Origin of the sequence: Bradyrhizobium sp. AS23.2 (assembly GCF_001908185.1) — a bacterium.
In the GTDB taxonomy this organism is placed as follows: Bacteria; Pseudomonadota; Alphaproteobacteria; order Rhizobiales; family Xanthobacteraceae; genus Bradyrhizobium.
This window is the reverse complement of the sequence record NZ_LGHM01000200.1, coordinates 1-17,837: the sequence shown is the minus strand read 5'-3', so window position 1 is coordinate 17,837 and position 17,837 is coordinate 1. Positions and strand designations below refer to the sequence as shown.

Sequence of the window (17,837 nt, the reverse complement as noted above, 5' to 3'; positions counted from 1 at the left end):
CCGGATTTCTGCTTCATCTTCGCTCCTTGCGGCTACGATGAACCAGAAATCCTCCCTTCGTGAAGTCCCTCAATTTGTCTCAAGGGCTCTGACGGCGAACACCTTCAAGGAGATCCAGGAAGGCTTGCGGAACCGCTGGGTGTTGGCGACAACGCTTCTGCTCGCCGCACTTGCCTTGTCGCTGACGTTCCTCGGCAGCGCTCCCACGGGCAATGTCGGCGCCGGCGCCCTCGACGTGGTGGTTGTCAGCTTGTCAAGCCTGACGATCTTTCTGTTGCCGTTGATCGCGCTACTGATCTCGCACGATGCCGTGGTCGGTGAAATGGAGCGGGGCACGATGATCCTGCTGTTGAGCTACCCCGTCGGTCGCAGCCAGGTCATCCTCGGCAAATTCTGCGGTCACGTCCTGATCCTCGCCTTCGCGACCATCCTCGGTTATGGCGCGGCAGCCGCCGCGCTCGCGATCACCGGCACCACCGCACTGGCAGCAAGCTGGTACGCCTTTGCCTCCATGCTTGGGACGTCGATCATGCTAGGGGCTGTATTCGTGGCGATAGGATACCTCATCAGCAGTCTGGTTCGCGACCGCGGCACCGCGGCCGGCCTGTCGGTCGGCATCTGGCTTTTGATGGTGTTGGTGTTCGATATGGCGCTGCTTGGGATCCTGGTGATCGACCAGGGACAGATCATCTCGGCAACGGTCCTCGAATGGCTTCTGTTCCTCAATCCCACGGATCTTTACCGTCTGGCGAATCTCACCGGATTCAACGTGAGCCAGTTTTCCGGTATGGCCGGGCTGTCGGGAACGGCCACCTCCGGCATTGCTGCGCTCTTGCTGGGTCTATTGGTCTGGATCGTGACACCACTCGGGCTTGCTGCGACCTTCTTCGCACGGAGGGAGCTATGACCCGAAGATCCGTCGGTGTGATCATCATCGCGGCGCTGCTTCTCGCCGGTTGCAACCCAGACACGGGCAACTCCAACATGCCGCGGCCGTTTCCTCTCACGCGCGATGCGATGGGCGTTTTCTGCGGCATGAACCTGATGGAGCATCCTGGACCCAAGGGCCAGATCATCACAGCGAGCCGCATCGATCCATTCTGGTTCACCTCGGTCCGGGACACCGTGGCGTTCACGCTGACGCCGGATCAGCCGCGCGACATCCGGGCAATCTACGTCTCGGACATGGCCCGCGCGACCAGTTGGGAGGAGCCTGGCGCAACGAACTGGATTGACGCGAGGATGGCGTTCTTCGTGATCGAAAGCCGGAAGCAGGGTGGCATGGGGGCAGCGGAAGCGGTCCCGTTCGGCAACCGGGCTGCGGCCGACGGGTTCGCGACCGACAATGGCGGGCGAGTGATGACACTTGCGGAAATTCCAGGCTCCTACGTGCTGGGTAGTGATACGGCAGGCGAGCCTGTCGAACATGATCGTGGCGATGTCAGGCCCAATTGAGGACCCCGATGATGCGCAATCCAACTCTCTCGCGGCGACGGATGATCGCAATCACGGCGACGGCGCTCGGTTCGGCTTTCGTGAGCGGCTCACGCATCGCTCGGGCGCAAGAGGCTGTGCGCTGGCATGGTTCGGCGCTCGGAGCGCAGGTCTCGATGGAGATCTATCATCCGGACCGCGCCGAGGCCGAGCGATTGGTCGGTAGCTGTCTTCTCGACATACGAAGGCTGGAGCAGCAATTCAGCTTGTACCGCCAGGACTCCGCGATCTGCACGCTCAACCGCACCGGCATTCTCGTTGCGCCGGATCCTGACATGGTGGCCCTGCTCGAGGCCTCGCTGGCCTTTGGCGACCTGACCGGCGGTGCATTCGATCCGACCGTTCAGCCGTTGTGGTCGCTCTATGCCGACCATTTCTCTTCGGAGCGTCCGGATCCGAATGGCCCGCCGCGGGAGAAGCTCGCCGAGGTGCTGACCAGGGTCGGCCGCCGCGGGCTGCTGGTGACGCCGGATCGCATTGCTCTGGCGCATCGCGGCGCTGCGATTACTCTGAACGGTATTGCGCAGGGGTTCGCGACCGACAAGGTCGTCGAGAAGCGGCGAAAGGCGGGCTTGTCGACGACCTTGGTCAATATGGGAGAGATTCGCGCAATCGGGCCGCGACCCGAAGGGGGGCGTGGCGTGTCGGTAGATCCGGACAGGCCAGGCGCTCTCACTGAGACGATCGAGCTCGTCGACCGCGCCGTCGCGACAACGGCCGGCGCCGGATTCCGCTTCGACGCCACCGGCCGGTTTACGCACATCTTCGACCCGACAACGGGATTGAGCCCGTCTCTCTATCGAACCGTCAGCGTTGTCGCTCCGAGCGCAACCGAAGCTGATGCTCTCTCGACTGCCTTTAGCCTGATGGCCATTCCGCGGATACGGGATTCGTCGCCTCCCGGCCGAATGTGCAGGCGCGCCTGATCGCTACGGATGGTCGGGCGACCGTATGTGGTGCGTGAAGCGATTGCGTTGTACTCGTGACGGTAGCGGGCGGAGCCCGCTGCCGTGAATTGCAGTGGCCGCGAAGAGAAGGTGAAGCTCTTGAGAGCTGACCGTCTCTTCTAAGGGGGCGCTTCGGATTCGACCCGAACATCTGTATGGGCTGCTTATGATGCCGGCGCCGTTCAGTTCTTGGCCGCATGGGCGCGCGCATCCGCGGCAACGTGCTTGAAGCCTTCGTAATTCAGCGCCGAAGTCACCCTGTACTGGCCCACGATGTATGCCGGCGTTCCCTGTAGCCCCAGCGAGTCAGCTTGGGCGAGGTTGCGCCTGAGAAGCGCGGTGATCTCGCCAGCGTGGGTCTGGAGATCGGCATCGAGACGGTCCATGTCGACGCCCGCCTTCGCGATCGCTTCCCGCATCCGTTCCGCGGGAATCTTCGCTCCGGGAATCGCCATCATCGCAAAGTGAGCCTCGTCGTAGCGGCCCTGATACTTCGCTGCCAAGGCCCACTGCGCGCCCTTGATCGACGCCTCGGTGAGGATCGGCCAATCCTTGTAGACGAGACGGATCCTCCCGTCGGTCTTGACCAGACGCATGAGCTCCGGCTCCGATTGCTTGCAGTACGGGCAGTTGTAATCGAAGAACACCACGATCGTCAGATCGCCTTTCGGGTTGCCGGTCGTCGGCGTCGCGGGATCGCGGAGGATGGCTTCGCGCGATACGTCCGTTTCGCTGGGATTGTCGTCGGCACGCGCGGGCGCGATGAGATACCGCGCCCCGGCGACGACGAGGATCTGAGCGAGCGTGCGTCTGGAGATGCGTTGCAGCATGAGGGGGTCCTTCTTCTGTGGTTGGGTGTCAGTCGGCCGTTACGACGGTCGACAATTTCGCGAGAAGCGCGTTGGCATCGACAGCGCCTACGATCCGGGTTGTGGGGTCGCTGCCTCCCTTTCTTCCGAAAAGCAGGACGGTCGGCGGTCCGACGATCTCGAAGCGCTCCATCAGGGCGCGACTGGCGGCGTCGACCGCGGTCACGTCTGCGCGCACCATGCGGAAGCCCTGCAACCTCTGGCGGACGTCGGGCCTGCGCAGGACGGCGTCCATCGCCTTGCACTCGACGCACCAATCGGCCGAGAAATCGAGCATGATCGGCTTGTTCTCGGTGCGCGCCGCAGCTAGTTCGAGGTCAAGAGCCGATATCGAACGGACCGTTCTGACCGAGTCGGCCGGTTCGGACTCCCGCAAAATGAAGCGGTCGAGAATGTGTGTCGCAGTGAGGTTGTCGTCGCCTGCCGAGCCGATCAAGAGAACCGATCCGATCAGCATTGCGACGGTCGCGAAGCCCATCGAAACGAACCGGCCCGACATGTGTGCCATCAGAAATTGCGTTCCGAGATAGACGGCGACGCCCATGGCGAGCGCGCCCCAGAGCTGCAGCGTCAACTGCTGCGAAAGCACCCGCGAGAAGATCGAGACCGCCACGCCCAACAAAATGAATCCGAAGGCGTGCCGGACGCGGACGAGCCATTTGCCTGGCTTCGGCAGGAAGCGGGGGCCGAGCGCGCCGAAGACCAAGAGGGGCACGCCCATACCAACGCCGAACAGAAAAAGGGCGGCCATGCCCCGCGCGACGTCACCGGTGCGCGCGACGGAGAGCAGCGCCGTCGCGAGCGGTGGCGTCACGCATGGGCCGGCGAGCAGTGCCGATCCGAAGCCGAGCACGGCGGCGGCCGCCAGCGGTCCACGACCGCCACGGGACGCCGCGCCCGAAATTCGGTTGACGAAGCCAGCAGGCAACTGAATCTCGAAGAGACCAAACATCGAAAGGGCGAGGACGACGAGGACGGCGCTCATGACGCCCAGCGCGATCGGCGTCTGCAGAAGGATCTGCAGGTTGGCGCTCGATCCCGACCAGGCGGCGAAAGCGCCGAGCATCGAATAGGCCGACGCCGACGCACCGACGAACGTGGCCGCGAGCACGATTCCGCGCCCGAACGAAAGGCGCTCTTGGGATCGCGCCATCAGACCGAAGAAGATCGGCACCAGCGGAAACGTGCAGGGCGAGAACGACAGCAGGACGCCGAAACCGAAGAATGACGCCAGCATGCCGCCGAGCGTGATCCAGTAGGAGAGGTCCGCCGCCGATCCCTGCGAAGCGTCGGTCGAGCCGCCTCGATCAGCATCGCCGGTAACGTCCTGTGGAGCGTCCACGAAGGACGATCGGCCGCCAGATGAGCCGACGTCCGCAACGGTCGGTCCCGCAATCGCGAGCGTCTGCAGATCGATCGTCTTGGAGACGGGCGGGTAGCAGATCTGGTACTTTTCCGCGCACCCTTGATAGGTCACCACGATTTCGTGGTGCCCTTGCAGATCGACCGACGCGATCTCCGCCTGCAACGTGTCCCGATACACTTCCTGCGGGCCGAAGTCGGGATCGTCCTTGGGTTCCCCGGCAGGCGTTCGGACCGCGATCGGCGCGCCCGGCGGCATCGCGTTCTTCGCGACGATCATCGCGCGATACAGATAGTTGCCGGGCGCGATCGTCCAGACTAGCTTCACGCCGCTGTCTTCCCTCGCGACCCGCAGACGGAAGACCTGGTCGGCCGGCGGGGGCGTCTCGGCTCGCACGGTAGCGAGGGACCCCAGAAGAACGAAGAGTGCGATCGAGAGACGGAGAATGCCCGGCATTTTCTGTGGCGGTCCTGCGTTTGTATGCGGAGGACCGCGAGTTGGATGGGCTACCTTAAGCCAGCCTTAAGGCGGGCCAGCGAGAGGAGGCTCCGGAGGTTTTCATGCGAATTCTCGTCGTCGAAGACGACCCGATCCTTTCCAACGGTCTGCGGGCGGGCCTGGCGTTGTCGGGCGCTACCGTCGACGCCGTGGAATCGTGCGAGGACGCGGATGCCGCAATCGCGTCTGCGAGGTATTCCGCCATCGTTCTCGACGTCATGCTGCCTGATGGAAGCGGTCTGGACTTGCTGCGGAACCTGCGGAATCGTGGGGACGCTACGCCCGTCCTGCTTCTGACTGCGCGCGATAGCGTCGTCGATAAGGTGTGCGGCCTGGACTCAGGAGCTGACGACTATCTGGCGAAGCCATTCGATCTCGATGAGCTTGCCGCGCGCCTGCGCGCCATCGTCCGAAGGGAAGGCGGGCGGGCGGCGCCCTCCCTGACGCACGGCGCGATCGTACTCTCGCCCGCGGAGTTTTCGGCGACCGTCGACGGCAAACCGATCAACCTGTCAAGAAGGGAGTTCGCCATACTGTCTGCGCTGATGGAGCGTCCCGAACAAGTGCGCTCGCGGTCGGAGCTAGAGGATCGTCTCTACGGCTGGCAGGAGGACATTGAGAGCAATGCCGTGGAGGTACACATCCACAATCTTCGCGCAAAAATCGGCAAGGACGCGATCCAGACGCTGCGTGGCGTCGGTTACCGGATGGGAGCCGCCCGATGAGATCTCTCAGGCTGAGACTCTTCGCGACGCTGCTCGCCGCGACCGGAATCGTCTGGCTGGCGGCGGTGATCTGGATCTATGTCGGAAGCCGCGGCGAGGTCGAGCAGGTCCTCGACACGCGCCTTCAGGAGGCCGCTCGCATGGTCGCTTCGCTTGCGTCCGGCTTCGAAAATCTGCCCGGAAAATCGGCGCCCGCCGCCATCGCGCAATTCGGCAGCTACGAACGTCAATTGTCGTGTCAGATATGGTCGCTCGACGGGCGGATGGTCGCCAAGTCGAGCGGTGCGCCCGACCAGCAACTCTCGTCCGCCTCGTCCGGCTTCTCTGACCGGACGATCGAAGGCGAGACCTGGCGCGTGTATTCCGTGGAGGATGCCGACCACAACCTTCGTGTCATGGTGGGCGATCGGCTATCCCTGCGGGAACGCCTGGTGACCGATCTCATCAAGGGGCTGATGCTTCCAGCGCTGTTGATCGCGCCGCTGCTCGGTGCGGCGATCTGGGCCAGCGTTGGACAGGGGCTGCGACCGCTGCGGCGGATGGCGCAGGACCTCGTCGAGCGGGGGCCGGACGATATGCGGCAAGTCGAGGCCGATCAGGCGCCGATCGAAGTCAGACCTTTGGCGGCCGCGCTCAACGGGCTGCTGGGCAGGGTGGAGGCGGCGCGCCGCCACGAACGAGAGGTGACGGCCTTCGCCGCGCACGAATTGCGCACGCCGCTGGCCGGCCTCAAGACGCAGGCTCAGGTCGCGCTTGCGGCCAAGGATCCGAAGGTCGTGCGCGGAGCGCTCGAGCAGATCGTCGCGGCGGTCGACAGGAGCACGCGTCTAGTGCGTCAACTACTGACGATCGCCAAGCTCGACGCCGATGTCGCCGACGCGCCGAGAAGTCGGGTCGAGGTCGGTCCGATGCTCGCGGAAATCGTCGCGGGTACTCCGAGGCACGAAGGAACCGTCGTCACCATCGATGCGAGCGCTCGCGACATGATCCTCGACACCAATGCCGAGTGCTTGCAACTCGCGCTGCGCAACCTGCATGAAAACGCGGTCCAGCACACGCGCGATGGCCGCGTCGTCTGGGCCGCCTGGTCGAACTCCCTCTCGGTAGAGGATGAAGGGCCGGGAATACCTTCCGACGAGCTCGACAAGCTCGGCAACCGCTTCTTCCGTGGAAGGCTGAGAAGCCCGATCGGGAGCGGACTGGGTCTGGCGATCGTCAAGCTCGCGCTGGCGAAAATCGGAGCCGAAGTAACCATATCGAACCGTACGGGTCGCAGCGGAGCCCGGTCCGAACTGACGTTCCGCGTCCGGACGTAGCGGCGCGAGCGAGTCCATCGCGCCCATGGCAGCGAGCTAAGTGTGCAGCATTTCGAGAGGCCGTTGGTGGCGGACAATGTAATCGGCCCCACATCGCGATATCGCCGCAGCCAGACGTGCCGCGTGCGCAAGTGCTTGAAACGAAGGGAAAATGATTTAATTCCAAGGCTCAGGCGACTGTCGGCCCAAAAATCGGCCAACCTACACGAGACGATAAAGCGAAATAATATCAAAATGTTAGCGCATCGATTTAGCATTGCACCCATGATGGACAGAACAACAAGCGGGATTTTTGCGCGATAGCAGCAGGTTAGTGCGGGTGCACCTGCATCTCGTAGCAAAATCGTAGCAAATGCATTTGCGTCTTTTGGTGATGGCTTCGAACCATCTCTGATCGCATCAACGCAATTCTCTGTAGTTGCTCTATAATCAACTCACGCAGATCAACGACACACATGTGGCGGCTGACGAGATCGGGCACTTGCGGCGCGAAAGCGGACCTCTGAGCCAGGCCACAACCAGACATTCGGACGTAAGGTGTAGAACACACTTCCTGGCAATCGCTGGAGCAACGCGTGCCTAAGTATTTTCCGATCGACGCAGGCGTTAGCTTTGCCTGTGATGAAAGCGATCTTTTAGCGATAAATTGGAAGAGGGACCACCTTTCGGCAGACTTCATTCTGCCGGGCGTTGAGGGGCGCGCACTCCGTGTTTGCTTCGACGGAGCTACTATAGTTCGCCTTTTGGATGAAATGCCGCTCAGTACCGAGCGAGGTACGAAGAACGAAGGACTGGTCTCAAGACACTTCGCCTATCGCGTAGAAGGCTCAATCTTTGCGGACACGCAGTCGGAGGCTTGGAAATGGGCTCACCATCCCGTTTGCCATTACGAATTCATCACTGGGTGGGGTTGCGTCGATGTACTTTCAAAGGCCGAGCCGTCCTTTGAAATTGTCGATAGCGGCGAGTGACGGATGTCCGCAATGGGGATCAAAACCGGCAATGCTCTGATCGAGCAGACGACTTCTGCTTAGTCCCCAAAAGCCGCATCTGCGTTTTGCACGCATCGAGCCGCCGCCGGGCGGTTTTCGCTTGATTTGCTACTGAACGCAAAGGTCGTCGCGTGAACCGGTGGAGTAGCAAATTCGTAGCAAATGACTCCCAAAAACTGGCTAGATAATCGAACCATCCCTAAAAAACCCAGCTAAATCAGTATAGATACGTTGCCGTGTCTTCCCAGGACTGGAGTGACAGAGAGGCGTAAGTGATTGAAAATAAATGGAAATTTAGCTGTGCGCCTATGATGGACTGGACCGATAGCCGCTGTCGGGTGTTCCACCGTCACCTTACACGGCGGGCGCTGCTCTATACGGAGATGCTGACGACCGGCGCCATCATTCACGGCGACCGGGAGCGGCTGCTTGGGTTCGACGCGTGCGAGCACCCGGTGGCGCTGCAGCTTGGTGGGTCGGATCCGGGCGACCTCGCGCTGGCCGCGCGGATCGGCGAAGAGTTCGGCTATGACGAGATCAATCTCAATGTCGGCTGCCCGTCCGATCGCGTGAAGGATGGCCGCTTCGGCGCCTGCCTGATGGCGGAGCCGAAGCTGGTGGCAAGGTGCGTCGAGGCGATGAAGCGCGCGGTCGCCATTCCCGTCACGGTGAAGTGCCGCATCGGCATCGACGACCAGGATCCGGAAGTGTCGCTCGACACGCTCGCGCGCGGCGTCGTGGCCGCTGGCTGCGACGCGCTGGTCGTGCATGCCCGCAAGGCCTGGCTCAACGGACTGTCGCCGAAGGAGAACCGCGATATCCCGCCGCTCGACTATGATCGCGTCTATCGCCTCAAGCGCGCGATGCCGGATGTGCCTGTCATCATCAATGGCGGTGTCCTGAGCATCGGGGAGGCGAAAGCGCACCTCGAACATGTCGACGGCGTGATGCTCGGCCGCGCCGCCTATCAGGAGCCGTGGCGGCTGCTCTCCGTCGATCCCGACATCTTCGGTGAGGCCGCGCCGCATGCGACCATGCAGGATGCGCTTGAAGCGATGATGCCCTACATTGAGCAGCAGCTTGCGCGCGGTATGCGGCTGCACGCCATCACGCGGCATTTCGTCGGCGCGTTCCATGCCGTGCCCGGCGCGCGCGCCTTCCGCCGCCATCTTGCCGAGCAGGGTGTGAAGCCGGGCGCCGGTCTGGACGTGCTGCGCGATGCGATCGCGCGCGTCGGTGCAGGCGTACCTGCCGAGGCCGCAGCGTAGATCAATCAGTCGACCGCCGTGCGCGAGCGGCGGTGGCTGCTCTGGAGTTCCGGATAACCGGTGAGCATCAGCTTGTCGGCGCGCACGCCCCAGCTCTCCAGGCGGTCGAGGAAGCTCATGCCGAGCAGATTGGTCTTCATCTGTCCGCGCTGCACGACCAGGGCCGGCACCGATTTCTCGACGAGATGGCCGACCGCGAGACGGTCGAGCGTGAGCCGGGCCGCCTTGGTGTGGCCGCCTGCGGTTTCGAGGTCGACGTCGTATTCGAGCATCTCGAGTGGCAGCCCGATCGCTTTCGCGGTTTCCCAGGTCAGCACCACGGAGGTCGCGCCGGTATCGATCACCATCGGTGCGGCGACACCATTGATCTTCGCACGCAGCGCGAATTCGCCGCCCTGGCCGCGCTGGATCTGCACGGCGGGGGCGGGGGAGGGGGGAGAGGCGGTGTGCGCGCGGAACATATGCGAGACCTTGTTGCTCGCGCGCGCGATCTGATCGGGATCGCCATAGGCGACGACCGCGCCTGCCGTACCGGCGAGCATGATGAGAACGAGCAGGAAGCGGATCATTGCGCGCCTCCACGCGAGCGCCTGCCGTTCAGGTGGGTTTCGGCGATCCCGCGATCGGCGCAAGACCAGCTTCCGACATGCGCGCCGGCAACAGCGCCATGACCGCCAGCCGTTCCGCGCTTTCCATGGCGTGCCAGCGCGCGATCTCCGGCAAGGTCCGGCCGCAGCCGAAGCACAGCTTGGTCTTGGGATCGATCATGCAGACGGCGACGCACGGCGTTTCTTTGCTCATCTCGGCATAGTGAGGGATGGTCGGGCAATTCTGCAAGCATCTGGTTAAGAGCCCGTACCTGCGCTCATGATCGGCTTGTGGCGCGGCCGGCGCTTCTCGTCGGGCAGCACGGAACTTTCCGGCTGGAGCGGCGGGGCATCCTCCGACATTGGCGCCAGCGCGCTCATCACGCGCTCCGGCGGGAAGGTGACGATCACCTCGGTGCCGATGCGCAGCTTCGATTTCAGCGTGAACGTGCCGCCATGCAGGTCGATCAGGTTCTTTGCGATCGGCAGCCCCAGCCCTGCGCCCTGTTCCGCCGACTTGATCGAGTTGGAGCCCTGGCCGAACGAGGCGAGCACGACCGGAATCTCGTCCTCGGGGATTCCGGAGCCGGAATCCCTGACCGAGAGATATTGTCCGCCCGAGGCGGTCCAGCCGGCCTTCAGCCAGATCTCGCCGCCTTGCGGGGTGAACTTGATAGAGTTGGAGAGCAGGTTGAGCACGACCTGTCGGATCGCGCGCTCATCGGCCCAGAGCCGCGGCATGGCCTGTTCGAACACCTCGTGGATGGTGATGCCGCGGCTGGAAGCGCGCAGCTTCATCAGGTGGTGGCAGTCGGCGACGATGCCGACCAGCGACACAGCTTCCTCGTTGAGTTCGTAGCGGCCGGCCTCGATCCGAGACAGATCGAGGATCTCGTTGATGAGGTTGAGCAGGTGCACGCCGGAATTATGGATGTCCGCCGAGTACTCCTTGTAGACCGGCACAGCATGCGCGCCGAAGATCTCGCTTTTCATCACCTCGGAGAAGCCGAGAATCGCGTTCAGCGGCGTGCGCAGTTCGTGGCTCATCTGCGCGAGGAAGCGCGACTTGGCGACATTCGCGGCCTCGGCGCGGTGGCGCGCTTCGTCCGAGATCGCCTTGGCCTGTTCGAGCTCGCCGATCAGCGCGTCCTTCTCGGCGCGCGCTTCCAGTGTCGCGAAGGTCGAGGAGTGCAGGCGGTGCGCCAGCAGCACGAAATAGCCTTCGGCGCCGAGTGCGAGCGCCGCCAGGATGTAGTTGTCCAGCGAACCGCTCATCGCGAAACTCAACGCCATCGCGACTGCGACCGGCGCGGTGGCGGCAAGGGCTGCGATCGGCAGATTGGCGGCCAGCATGCTCGATACTGCGATCACCAGCAGCATCAGGAACATCATCAGCGTTTCCGTGACCATGTCGAGCACGGGATGGATCAGGATCGCCATCCAGCACAGGCCATAGAGCAGGTCGAGCCCGACGAAGCGCGTCCGCCAGGCGCGCGTCGCCGAGGGCGAGGCGGGCTCGGCCAAAAAGCGCCGGCAGTTGCGGATCATCGCGGCGTGAATGCACATCATGCCGGCGGTCCAGGCCGCGGCGGGGATCGGCTGCATCAACAGCCCGAACAGCACGCCGGTGGCGACCACCAGCAGCATCACGACATACGAGGCCGACAGCCGGGTCTGGGCATATTGGCGCAGCATCTCGGCGTCGAAGGCCGGCCGGGTTCCGCTGGTCGACGTTAACTTGTCGCGCGCCTCGCGCACCCGCTGCGCCGCAGCCCTTCGGCTGCTCGCCGATGGGGCGCTCACCGGCTCGGCCGGAAGCAGCACAACCTCGGGCTTTTCAGCGGGGTCACTCATCCAACAACAACAATTCCTGCCCGCGCAAGGCGGGCCTTCTGCATTGTCTATCTCTGGCAAGAAATCCTTAAGAGGTGACTTAAGGAGCTAAAGAATTACGTTAACCGCGTGTTAATTTTTGGCTCGCGCGGTGCCGCTCAATGCAGCGCCGCATGCTGCGCGATGTAAACGACTGCACCTGCCAGATAGCCCGCGAGCGCGGGGACGGCGATGCGGCGCGCGTACCAGAGGAACTCGATCCGCTCGAGGCCCATTGCGGCGACGCCTGCGGCCGAGCCGATGATCAGGATCGAGCCGCCGGTGCCGGCGCAATAGGCGATGAACTCCCAGAGGAAACTGTCCGGCCGGTAATGGCCGAGGTCGTACATGCCCATGGTGGCGGCCACCAGCGGTACGTTGTCGATGACGGCGCTGAGGAGGCCGAGCACGACGACGATGATGTCCTGGCGGCCGATCGTCGTCTCCAGCCATCTGGCCAGCATCGTCAGAAGGCCAGCGTGTTCGAGACAGGCCACCGCGAGCAGGATGCCGACGAAGAACACGATCGAGCTCATGTCGATCCGGGTCAGCGCGTGCGCGAGCGTCAGCGGACGGCGGACATGCTCGTCCTTGTCGCGATGAATGATCTCGCCGACAAGCCAGACAATGCCGAGCCCAAGCAGCACTCCCATGAAGGGCGGCAGATGCGTGACCGCCTTGAAGGCGGGTACGGCGATCAGCGCGCCGAGCCCGAGACAGAACATCAGGTTGCGCTCGAACGACCTGACGGTCTGCAGGCCGTCGTCCTTGGGCGGCGGTGCGATGGTCTTGCCCTTCACCAGAAAGCTGATGAAGGCGAGCGGTACGAGCAGATTGACCAGCGAGGGCAGGAATACCGCGCCCATGATGTTCAGCGGCGTGATCTGCCCGCCGATCCACAGCATGGTCGTGGTGACGTCGCCAATCACGGTCCACGCGCCGCCGGCATTTGCGGCGATGACGATGAGGGAAGCGAACAGCAGGCGGTCATCGCGCCTGGCGATCAACCGCTGCACCAGCGAGACCATCACGATGGTGGTGGTCAGATTGTCCAGGATCGCGCTCAGAAAGAACGCTACAAAGCCGATCAGCCACATCAGCCGAACCTGGCTGGTCGTGCCGATGCGGGAGGTGATGACCTCAAAACCGTCGTGGGCGTCGATCACCTCGACGATGGTCATCGCGCCGATCAGGAAGAACACGATCTGCGCGGTGGAAGCGACGGATTCGTCGATTTGCCGGCTAACCATCGCATGGTCGCCGATCGTGGCTGCGTAGATTGCCCAGAGCAGCCCGGCGCCGATCAGCGCCGTGGCACTCTTGTTGATCCCAAGCGGATGTTCGAGCGCGATCGCCGCGTAGGCCAGAACGAAGATGACGGCGATCGCGATCAGCAAGGTGGGTTCAGTCCGTCAGGTGTCAGCGCGCAAGGCGCGCGAGCAGGCTCGACGTATCCCAGCGCTTGCCGCCCATCTTCTCGACCTCGGCGTAGAACTGGTCGACCAGCGCGGTCACCGGCAGGTTGGCGCCGTTGCGACGGGCTTCCGCGATGCAGATCGAGAGGTCCTTGCGCATCCATTCGACGGCGAAGCCGAAATCGTACTTGTCCTCGTTCATGGTCTTGTAGCGGTTTTCCATCTGCCAGGACTGCGCCGCGCCCTTGGAGATCACCTCGATCACGGAGGCGACGTCGAGGCCCGACTTCTTGGCGAAGTGGATGCCTTCGGAAAGGCCCTGGACGAGGCCCGCGATGCAGATCTGGTTGACCATCTTGGTGAGCTGGCCCGAGCCGGCGGGTCCCAACAGCTTGCACATCCGCGCATAGGTCGCGATGACAGGCTCGGCGCCGGCATAGGCGTCCTGCGCACCGCCGCACATCACCGTCAGCACACCGTTCTCGGCGCCAGCCTGGCCGCCGGACACCGGCGCGTCGACGAACTTGAAGCCGGCCTTGGTGGCGGCCGCGTCGAGCTCGCGCGCGACTTCGGCGGAGGCGGTGGTGTGGTCGACGAAGGTCGCGCCCTTCTTCATGCCGGCAAACGCACCGTCAGCGCCGATCGTGACCGAGCGCAAATCGTTGTCGTTGCCGACGCAGCACATCACGAAATCCTGGCCCTCGGCGGCCGCCTTTGGGGTCGCTGCGGTCTTGCCGCCGAACTTGTCCGCCCACTCCTTCGCCTTGGCTGCGGTGCGGTTGTAGACGGTGACCTCATGGCCCCCTTTTTTCACGAGGTGTCCGGCCATGGGGGAGCCCATGACGCCGAGACCGAGGAAAGCTACTTTAGCCATGTGTGGTACCTTGTCCGCAGTTTGGGTTTTACGGTTTTTGCCGGGCAGGGGGGCGCCAATCAGAGTCCTGGAAGTTCCGCCGTTGCGGCAGACCGGGCGCACCATAAACCCTTGAGGCCAGAGGGCAACGGCTTCGTTTGTCGCCCTCCTGTGCTAGGATGCAGGCTTCAGGACTTCCATAGAATGGGAGCGAAGGCATGGGCGGCGTGAGCGTTGGCGTTCTCGATCACTTCAACATCCGGACCCGGAATCTGGCCGAGACGGTCCGCTTCTACGAGGATGTGCTGGGCCTGGAAAAAGGCGCCCGGCCGAATTTCGCCTTTCCCGGGGCCTGGATGTACAGCGAGGGCAAGCCGGTGGTGCACCTCGTCGATATTTCTCCGACCTCGGAGCCACAAAAACCGGATTCCGGCGTTGTCCACCATGTCGCCTTCGTCAGCCGCGGGTTCGACGGCATGAAGCAGCGGCTGGCGTCCAAGGGGATGAAGTTCGAGTCCCGCCAGGTGCCCGGTGGCGACCTCTGGCAGATATTCGTCCACGACCCAAATGGGGTCATGATCGAGCTGAATTACGAGGCGGCCAGCGAGCAGGGGGCCGCGCCCGCCGAGATGGCTGACGATATCGGCAGGCAGTAGCCTTTTGGGCGTTTCCGCTCTAATGGGGCATCCTAAAGCCTTGAGCATGATCTGATCGGAAAACCGCTACACACTTTCCGGATCATGCTCTGTTCAGGAGATGCGCTTTGAGCGTGACGCAGCAACAGGTTCTCGACAGCCTCGCCAGGATCAAGTCACCCCGCGGGGTCGCGCTCACCAATGCCAATGTGCTGAGCCCGATCAGCGCGTCAGACGGCAAGGTGTTCTTCTCGATCAATGTCGATGCCGCTGAGGCGCGGGCCTGGGAGTCCATCCGGGTCGAAGCCGAGGCCGCCGTGCGCGCCATTCCCGGTGTCACCACCGTCATGGTGGCGCTGACCGCCGAGCGCAAGCCGGGCTCCGCACCTCCGCCGCCAACGCCAAGCCGCGGCACGCCGGGGGTGCAGCCGGTGCATGCCCACAAGCCCCCGCAGGGGGGCGGCTCGCCGATGGCGCGGCAGTCGGAGATTCCGGGCGTTGCCGCCGTGATCGCGGTCGCCTCGGGCAAGGGCGGCGTCGGCAAGTCGACCACCGCGCTCAACCTGGCGCTGGGCCTGCGCGACCTCGGTCTCAAGGTCGGGCTGCTCGATGCCGATATCTACGGCCCCTCGGTGCCGCGGCTGACGGGGCTGCGTGACAAGCCCGAGCTGAACAATGAGCGAAAGATGATTCCGCTCCGGCGCTTCGGCCTCGCCATCATGTCGATCGGCTTCCTGGTGGAGGAAGAGACCGCGATGATCTGGCGCGGCCCGATGGTGATGTCGGCCGTGACGCAGATGCTGCGCGACGTCGAATGGGGCCGGCTCGACGTGCTGGTCGTCGACATGCCGCCGGGCACTGGCGATGCCCAGCTCACGCTGGCGCAGAACGTGCCCTTGAAGGGCGCCGTGATCGTCTCGACCCCGCAGGACCTGTCCCTGATCGACGCGCGGCGGGGCCTTGCGATGTTCAGGAAGGTCAATGTGCCCGTGCTCGGCATCGTCGAGAACATGAGCTACTTCCAGTGCCCGCAGTGCGGCACGCGGTCGGACATTTTCGGCCATGGCGGGGCGCGGCACGAGGCCGAGAAGCTCGGAGTACCGTTCCTGGGCGAGATCCCGCTGCACATGGCGATTCGCGCCACCTCGGATGCCGGCAATCCCGTGGTCGACAGCGAGCCGGACGGGCCCCATGCGGCGATCTACCGCGCCATAGCGGGCCAGGTCCGGGACCAGCTCAAGGGCGTCATTGCCGCGGCCTGAGCGGCTCCGGGCCAATCCCTTCCAGCCAGTACCTCGGGGACATGCGACTTTCGTAGAGCCCCGTCATGCCAATGTCGCGTTCCGAAAGCGAGGCTTCCGTGTTAAACGCCCACGGCAGTCAAGCCCCTTCGGTTCGACGCGGCCAAACGCGTCGCCGGAATGAGTGGCGGGAACAAGGAAGTCTAGGGGAAACGCCCCAGCAAGGAGAGACTGAAGATGAAGCGTCGTGATTTCTTGAAAGTGTCGGCAGCAGGCGCGGCGGCGACCGCGGTAGCCTCGCCGGCGATTGCGCAGTCCTCGCCCGAGATCAAGTGGCGCCTGACGTCGAGCTTCCCGAAGTCGCTCGACACCATCTATGGCGGCGCCGAGCAGGTGGCGAAGTACGTCGCCGAGATGACCGACAACAAATTCCAGATCCAGGTGTTCGCGGCCGGCGAGATCGTCCCCGGCCTGCAGGCGCTCGACGCGACCTCGAATGGCACCGTCGAGATGTGCCATACCGTGTCGTACTACTATGTCGGCAAGGACCCGACCTGGGCGATCTACGCCTCGGTGCCGTTCGGCCTCAACGCGCGCATGCAGAACTCCTGGTGGTACCAGGGCGGCGGCGAGCAACTCGGTAACGAGTTCTTCAAGAAGTCGAACGTGATCGGTCACGCCTGCGGCAACACCGGCACCCAGATGGGCGGCTGGTTCCGCAAGGAGATCAAGACCGTTGCCGATCTCTCGGGCCTCAAGATGCGCATCGGCGGCATCGCCGGCCAGGTGCTCCAGAAGGTCGGCGTGGTGCCGCAGCAGCTCGCCGGCGGCGACATCTATCCGGCGCTGGAGAAGGGCACCATCGACGCGGCCGAGTGGGTCGGCCCCTATGATGACGAGAAGCTCGGCTTCGCCAAGGTCGCCAAGTACTACTACTATCCGGGTTTCTGGGAAGGCGGTCCGATGGTCCACGCCTTCACGAACCTGGACAAGTGGAATTCGCTGCCGAAGAACTACCAGGCGATCCTCGCCAACGCGATGGCCAACGCCAACACCTGGATGGCCGCGCGCTACGACATGCAGAACCCGGGGGCGCTGAAGCGTCTGGTCGCAGGCGGCACGCAGCTGCGTCCCTTCACCAACGAGGTGCTCGAGGCCTGCCTCAAGGCGACCAACGAGCTGTGGGCGGAGACCTCGGCCAAGAACGCCGACTTCAAGAAGTCGATCGACGCCATGCAGGCCTACCGCTCCGACGAATATCTGTGGTGGCAGGTCGCCGAATACACCTTCGACAGCTTCATGATCCGCTCGCGCACCCGCGGCTGATCTTTCGAACAAGTCGCAAGACGACAGGGCCCGGCCTCCTTCGCGAGGCCGGGCTTTTTCTTGTGCGCCCAGCATGGACGCACTCTTATGGGTGTAAGTCCCATCGTTAGTTGATCACAACGAGCGAAGCGAAGCGCAACTGCATGAGGGCGACCGAATGTGGGGAGGAAGCGCGGAGCGAAGCTGCGGGCCGATGAACAAGAACCGGATAGAAGGCGTTGCCGACCAGGGCGAGCGGGCAAGAAACCGCGAAGCTCTCGTGATCAAGGGGAAGCGGCGTAGATCCGGCGGTCGTGCAGCGAAGGAGTGCGTCCTTACCTGGGGAGATCTCGCCTTGTGCCCGAAAGGGCGACGGTGTCGAGCCGGAGCGAGAAGTCAGCCGAGGCCGTAGTAGTCGGCGGAAAAGCTGCGAAGCTATTCCGCAGGCGAAGGGCCG

The 17,837-nt window shown here is 63.6% G+C and carries 17 protein-coding genes; 10 read left to right on the top strand and 7 right to left on the bottom strand.

Going from position 1 to position 17,837, the window contains the following annotated elements; translation table 11 throughout:
* Positions 1–4 precede the first annotated feature (4 nt).
* Genes AC630_RS36050 through AC630_RS36040 form a run of 3 tightly spaced genes read left to right on the top strand, consistent with a single transcriptional unit; the run spans position 5 to position 2,420 of the window.
* The gene (locus AC630_RS36050) at positions 5–907 is read left to right on the top strand and encodes a DUF2705 family protein (protein WP_245330620.1); all 903 of its coding nucleotides are present in this window, start codon (positions 5–7) and stop codon (positions 905–907) included.
* A complete protein-coding gene (locus AC630_RS36045) occupies positions 904–1,455 on the top strand; it encodes a nitrous oxide reductase accessory protein NosL (protein ID WP_074123154.1) in 552 nt (183 codons plus the stop codon). Before AC630_RS36050 ends, AC630_RS36045 begins: the two co-directional genes overlap by 4 nt.
* 11 nt (positions 1,456–1,466) lie before the next feature.
* The gene (locus AC630_RS36040; RefSeq protein ID WP_167561348.1) at positions 1,467–2,420 is read left to right on the top strand and encodes an FAD:protein FMN transferase; all 954 of its coding nucleotides are present in this window, start codon (positions 1,467–1,469) and stop codon (positions 2,418–2,420) included.
* A gap of 203 nt (positions 2,421–2,623) precedes the next feature.
* Here AC630_RS36040 and AC630_RS36035 read toward each other — a convergent pair whose 3' ends face one another.
* Both AC630_RS36035 and dsbD read right to left on the bottom strand, forming a co-directional pair.
* Entirely contained in the window at positions 2,624–3,259 is a 636-nt protein-coding gene (locus AC630_RS36035; protein ID WP_074123155.1) for a DsbA family protein, read from the bottom strand.
* A 40-nt stretch (positions 3,260–3,299) separates the two neighbouring features.
* Positions 3,300–5,129, bottom strand: coding sequence for a protein-disulfide reductase DsbD (gene dsbD, locus AC630_RS36030; RefSeq protein WP_074123153.1), 1,830 nt, complete (start codon positions 5,127–5,129; stop codon positions 3,300–3,302).
* A gap of 104 nt (positions 5,130–5,233) precedes the next feature.
* Between dsbD and AC630_RS36025 the strand changes: the two genes are divergently transcribed.
* The 4 genes from AC630_RS36025 to dusA all read left to right on the top strand — a co-directional run bounded on the left by AC630_RS36025 (position 5,234) and on the right by dusA (position 9,472).
* Positions 5,234–5,896 carry a response regulator gene (locus AC630_RS36025; protein WP_074123152.1) on the top strand — a complete coding sequence of 221 codons (663 nt, stop codon included), beginning with the start codon at positions 5,234–5,236 and terminating at the stop codon, positions 5,894–5,896.
* A complete protein-coding gene (locus AC630_RS36020; protein ID WP_074123151.1) occupies positions 5,893–7,212 on the top strand; it encodes an ATP-binding protein in 1,320 nt (439 codons plus the stop codon). Before AC630_RS36025 ends, AC630_RS36020 begins: the two co-directional genes overlap by 4 nt.
* Before the next feature lie 575 nt (positions 7,213–7,787).
* Positions 7,788–8,183, top strand: coding sequence for a hypothetical protein (locus AC630_RS36010; RefSeq protein WP_074123149.1), 396 nt, complete (start codon positions 7,788–7,790; stop codon positions 8,181–8,183).
* A gap of 293 nt (positions 8,184–8,476) precedes the next feature.
* Positions 8,477–9,472 (top strand): tRNA dihydrouridine(20/20a) synthase DusA, encoded by a 996-nt coding sequence (gene dusA / locus AC630_RS36005; RefSeq protein ID WP_143198575.1) that lies wholly within the window; start codon positions 8,477–8,479, stop codon positions 9,470–9,472.
* A gap of 5 nt (positions 9,473–9,477) precedes the next feature.
* Here dusA and AC630_RS36000 read toward each other — a convergent pair whose 3' ends face one another.
* The 5 genes from AC630_RS36000 to AC630_RS35980 all read right to left on the bottom strand — a co-directional run bounded on the left by AC630_RS36000 (position 9,478) and on the right by AC630_RS35980 (position 14,220).
* On the bottom strand, positions 9,478–10,041 hold the full coding sequence (locus AC630_RS36000) for a TIGR02281 family clan AA aspartic protease (protein ID WP_074123147.1): 564 nt from the start codon (positions 10,039–10,041) through the stop codon (positions 9,478–9,480).
* 28 nt (positions 10,042–10,069) lie between these two features.
* A complete protein-coding gene (locus AC630_RS35995; protein ID WP_074123146.1) occupies positions 10,070–10,273 on the bottom strand; it encodes a DUF1289 domain-containing protein in 204 nt (67 codons plus the stop codon).
* Between the two features lie 44 nt (positions 10,274–10,317).
* On the bottom strand, positions 10,318–11,913 hold the full coding sequence (locus AC630_RS35990; protein ID WP_074123145.1) for a sensor histidine kinase: 1,596 nt from the start codon (positions 11,911–11,913) through the stop codon (positions 10,318–10,320).
* A gap of 137 nt (positions 11,914–12,050) precedes the next feature.
* Entirely contained in the window at positions 12,051–13,328 is a 1,278-nt protein-coding gene (gene nhaD, locus AC630_RS35985; protein ID WP_074123144.1) for a sodium:proton antiporter NhaD, read from the bottom strand.
* Between the two features lie 22 nt (positions 13,329–13,350).
* Positions 13,351–14,220 (bottom strand): NAD(P)-dependent oxidoreductase, encoded by an 870-nt coding sequence (locus tag AC630_RS35980; protein ID WP_074123143.1) that lies wholly within the window; start codon positions 14,218–14,220, stop codon positions 13,351–13,353.
* 197 nt (positions 14,221–14,417) lie between these two features.
* Between AC630_RS35980 and AC630_RS35975 the strand changes: the two genes are divergently transcribed.
* The 3 genes from AC630_RS35975 to AC630_RS35965 all read left to right on the top strand — a co-directional run bounded on the left by AC630_RS35975 (position 14,418) and on the right by AC630_RS35965 (position 17,401).
* The gene (locus tag AC630_RS35975; RefSeq protein ID WP_074123142.1) at positions 14,418–14,855 is read left to right on the top strand and encodes a VOC family protein; all 438 of its coding nucleotides are present in this window, start codon (positions 14,418–14,420) and stop codon (positions 14,853–14,855) included.
* 107 nt (positions 14,856–14,962) lie between these two features.
* A complete protein-coding gene (locus AC630_RS35970) occupies positions 14,963–16,096 on the top strand; it encodes an Mrp/NBP35 family ATP-binding protein (RefSeq protein WP_074123141.1) in 1,134 nt (377 codons plus the stop codon).
* 216 nt (positions 16,097–16,312) lie between these two features.
* Positions 16,313–17,401, top strand: coding sequence for a TRAP transporter substrate-binding protein (locus AC630_RS35965; RefSeq protein WP_074123140.1), 1,089 nt, complete (start codon positions 16,313–16,315; stop codon positions 17,399–17,401).
* Positions 17,402–17,837 lie beyond the last annotated feature (436 nt).

Excerpts from the sequence above, each read along its gene's own strand:
- AC630_RS35965 (WP_074123140.1), top strand. The coding sequence starts at position 16,313 with ATGAAGCGTCGTGATTTCTTGAAAGTGTCGGCAGCAGGCGCGGCGGCG.
- dsbD (WP_074123153.1), bottom strand. The coding sequence starts at position 5,129 with ATGCCGGGCATTCTCCGTCTCTCGATCGCACTCTTCGTTCTTCTGGGG.
- AC630_RS35990 (WP_074123145.1), bottom strand. The coding sequence starts at position 11,913 with ATGAGTGACCCCGCTGAAAAGCCCGAGGTTGTGCTGCTTCCGGCCGAG.
- AC630_RS35995 (WP_074123146.1), bottom strand. The coding sequence starts at position 10,273 with ATGAGCAAAGAAACGCCGTGCGTCGCCGTCTGCATGATCGATCCCAAG.
- AC630_RS36000 (WP_074123147.1), bottom strand. The coding sequence starts at position 10,041 with ATGATCCGCTTCCTGCTCGTTCTCATCATGCTCGCCGGTACGGCAGGC.
- AC630_RS36025 (WP_074123152.1), top strand. The coding sequence starts at position 5,234 with ATGCGAATTCTCGTCGTCGAAGACGACCCGATCCTTTCCAACGGTCTG.
- AC630_RS36040 (WP_167561348.1), top strand. The coding sequence starts at position 1,467 with ATGCGCAATCCAACTCTCTCGCGGCGACGGATGATCGCAATCACGGCG.
- AC630_RS36020 (WP_074123151.1), top strand. The coding sequence starts at position 5,893 with ATGAGATCTCTCAGGCTGAGACTCTTCGCGACGCTGCTCGCCGCGACC.
- AC630_RS35975 (WP_074123142.1), top strand. The coding sequence starts at position 14,418 with ATGGGCGGCGTGAGCGTTGGCGTTCTCGATCACTTCAACATCCGGACC.
- AC630_RS36045 (WP_074123154.1), top strand. The coding sequence starts at position 904 with ATGACCCGAAGATCCGTCGGTGTGATCATCATCGCGGCGCTGCTTCTC.
- AC630_RS35980 (WP_074123143.1), bottom strand. The coding sequence starts at position 14,220 with ATGGCTAAAGTAGCTTTCCTCGGTCTCGGCGTCATGGGCTCCCCCATG.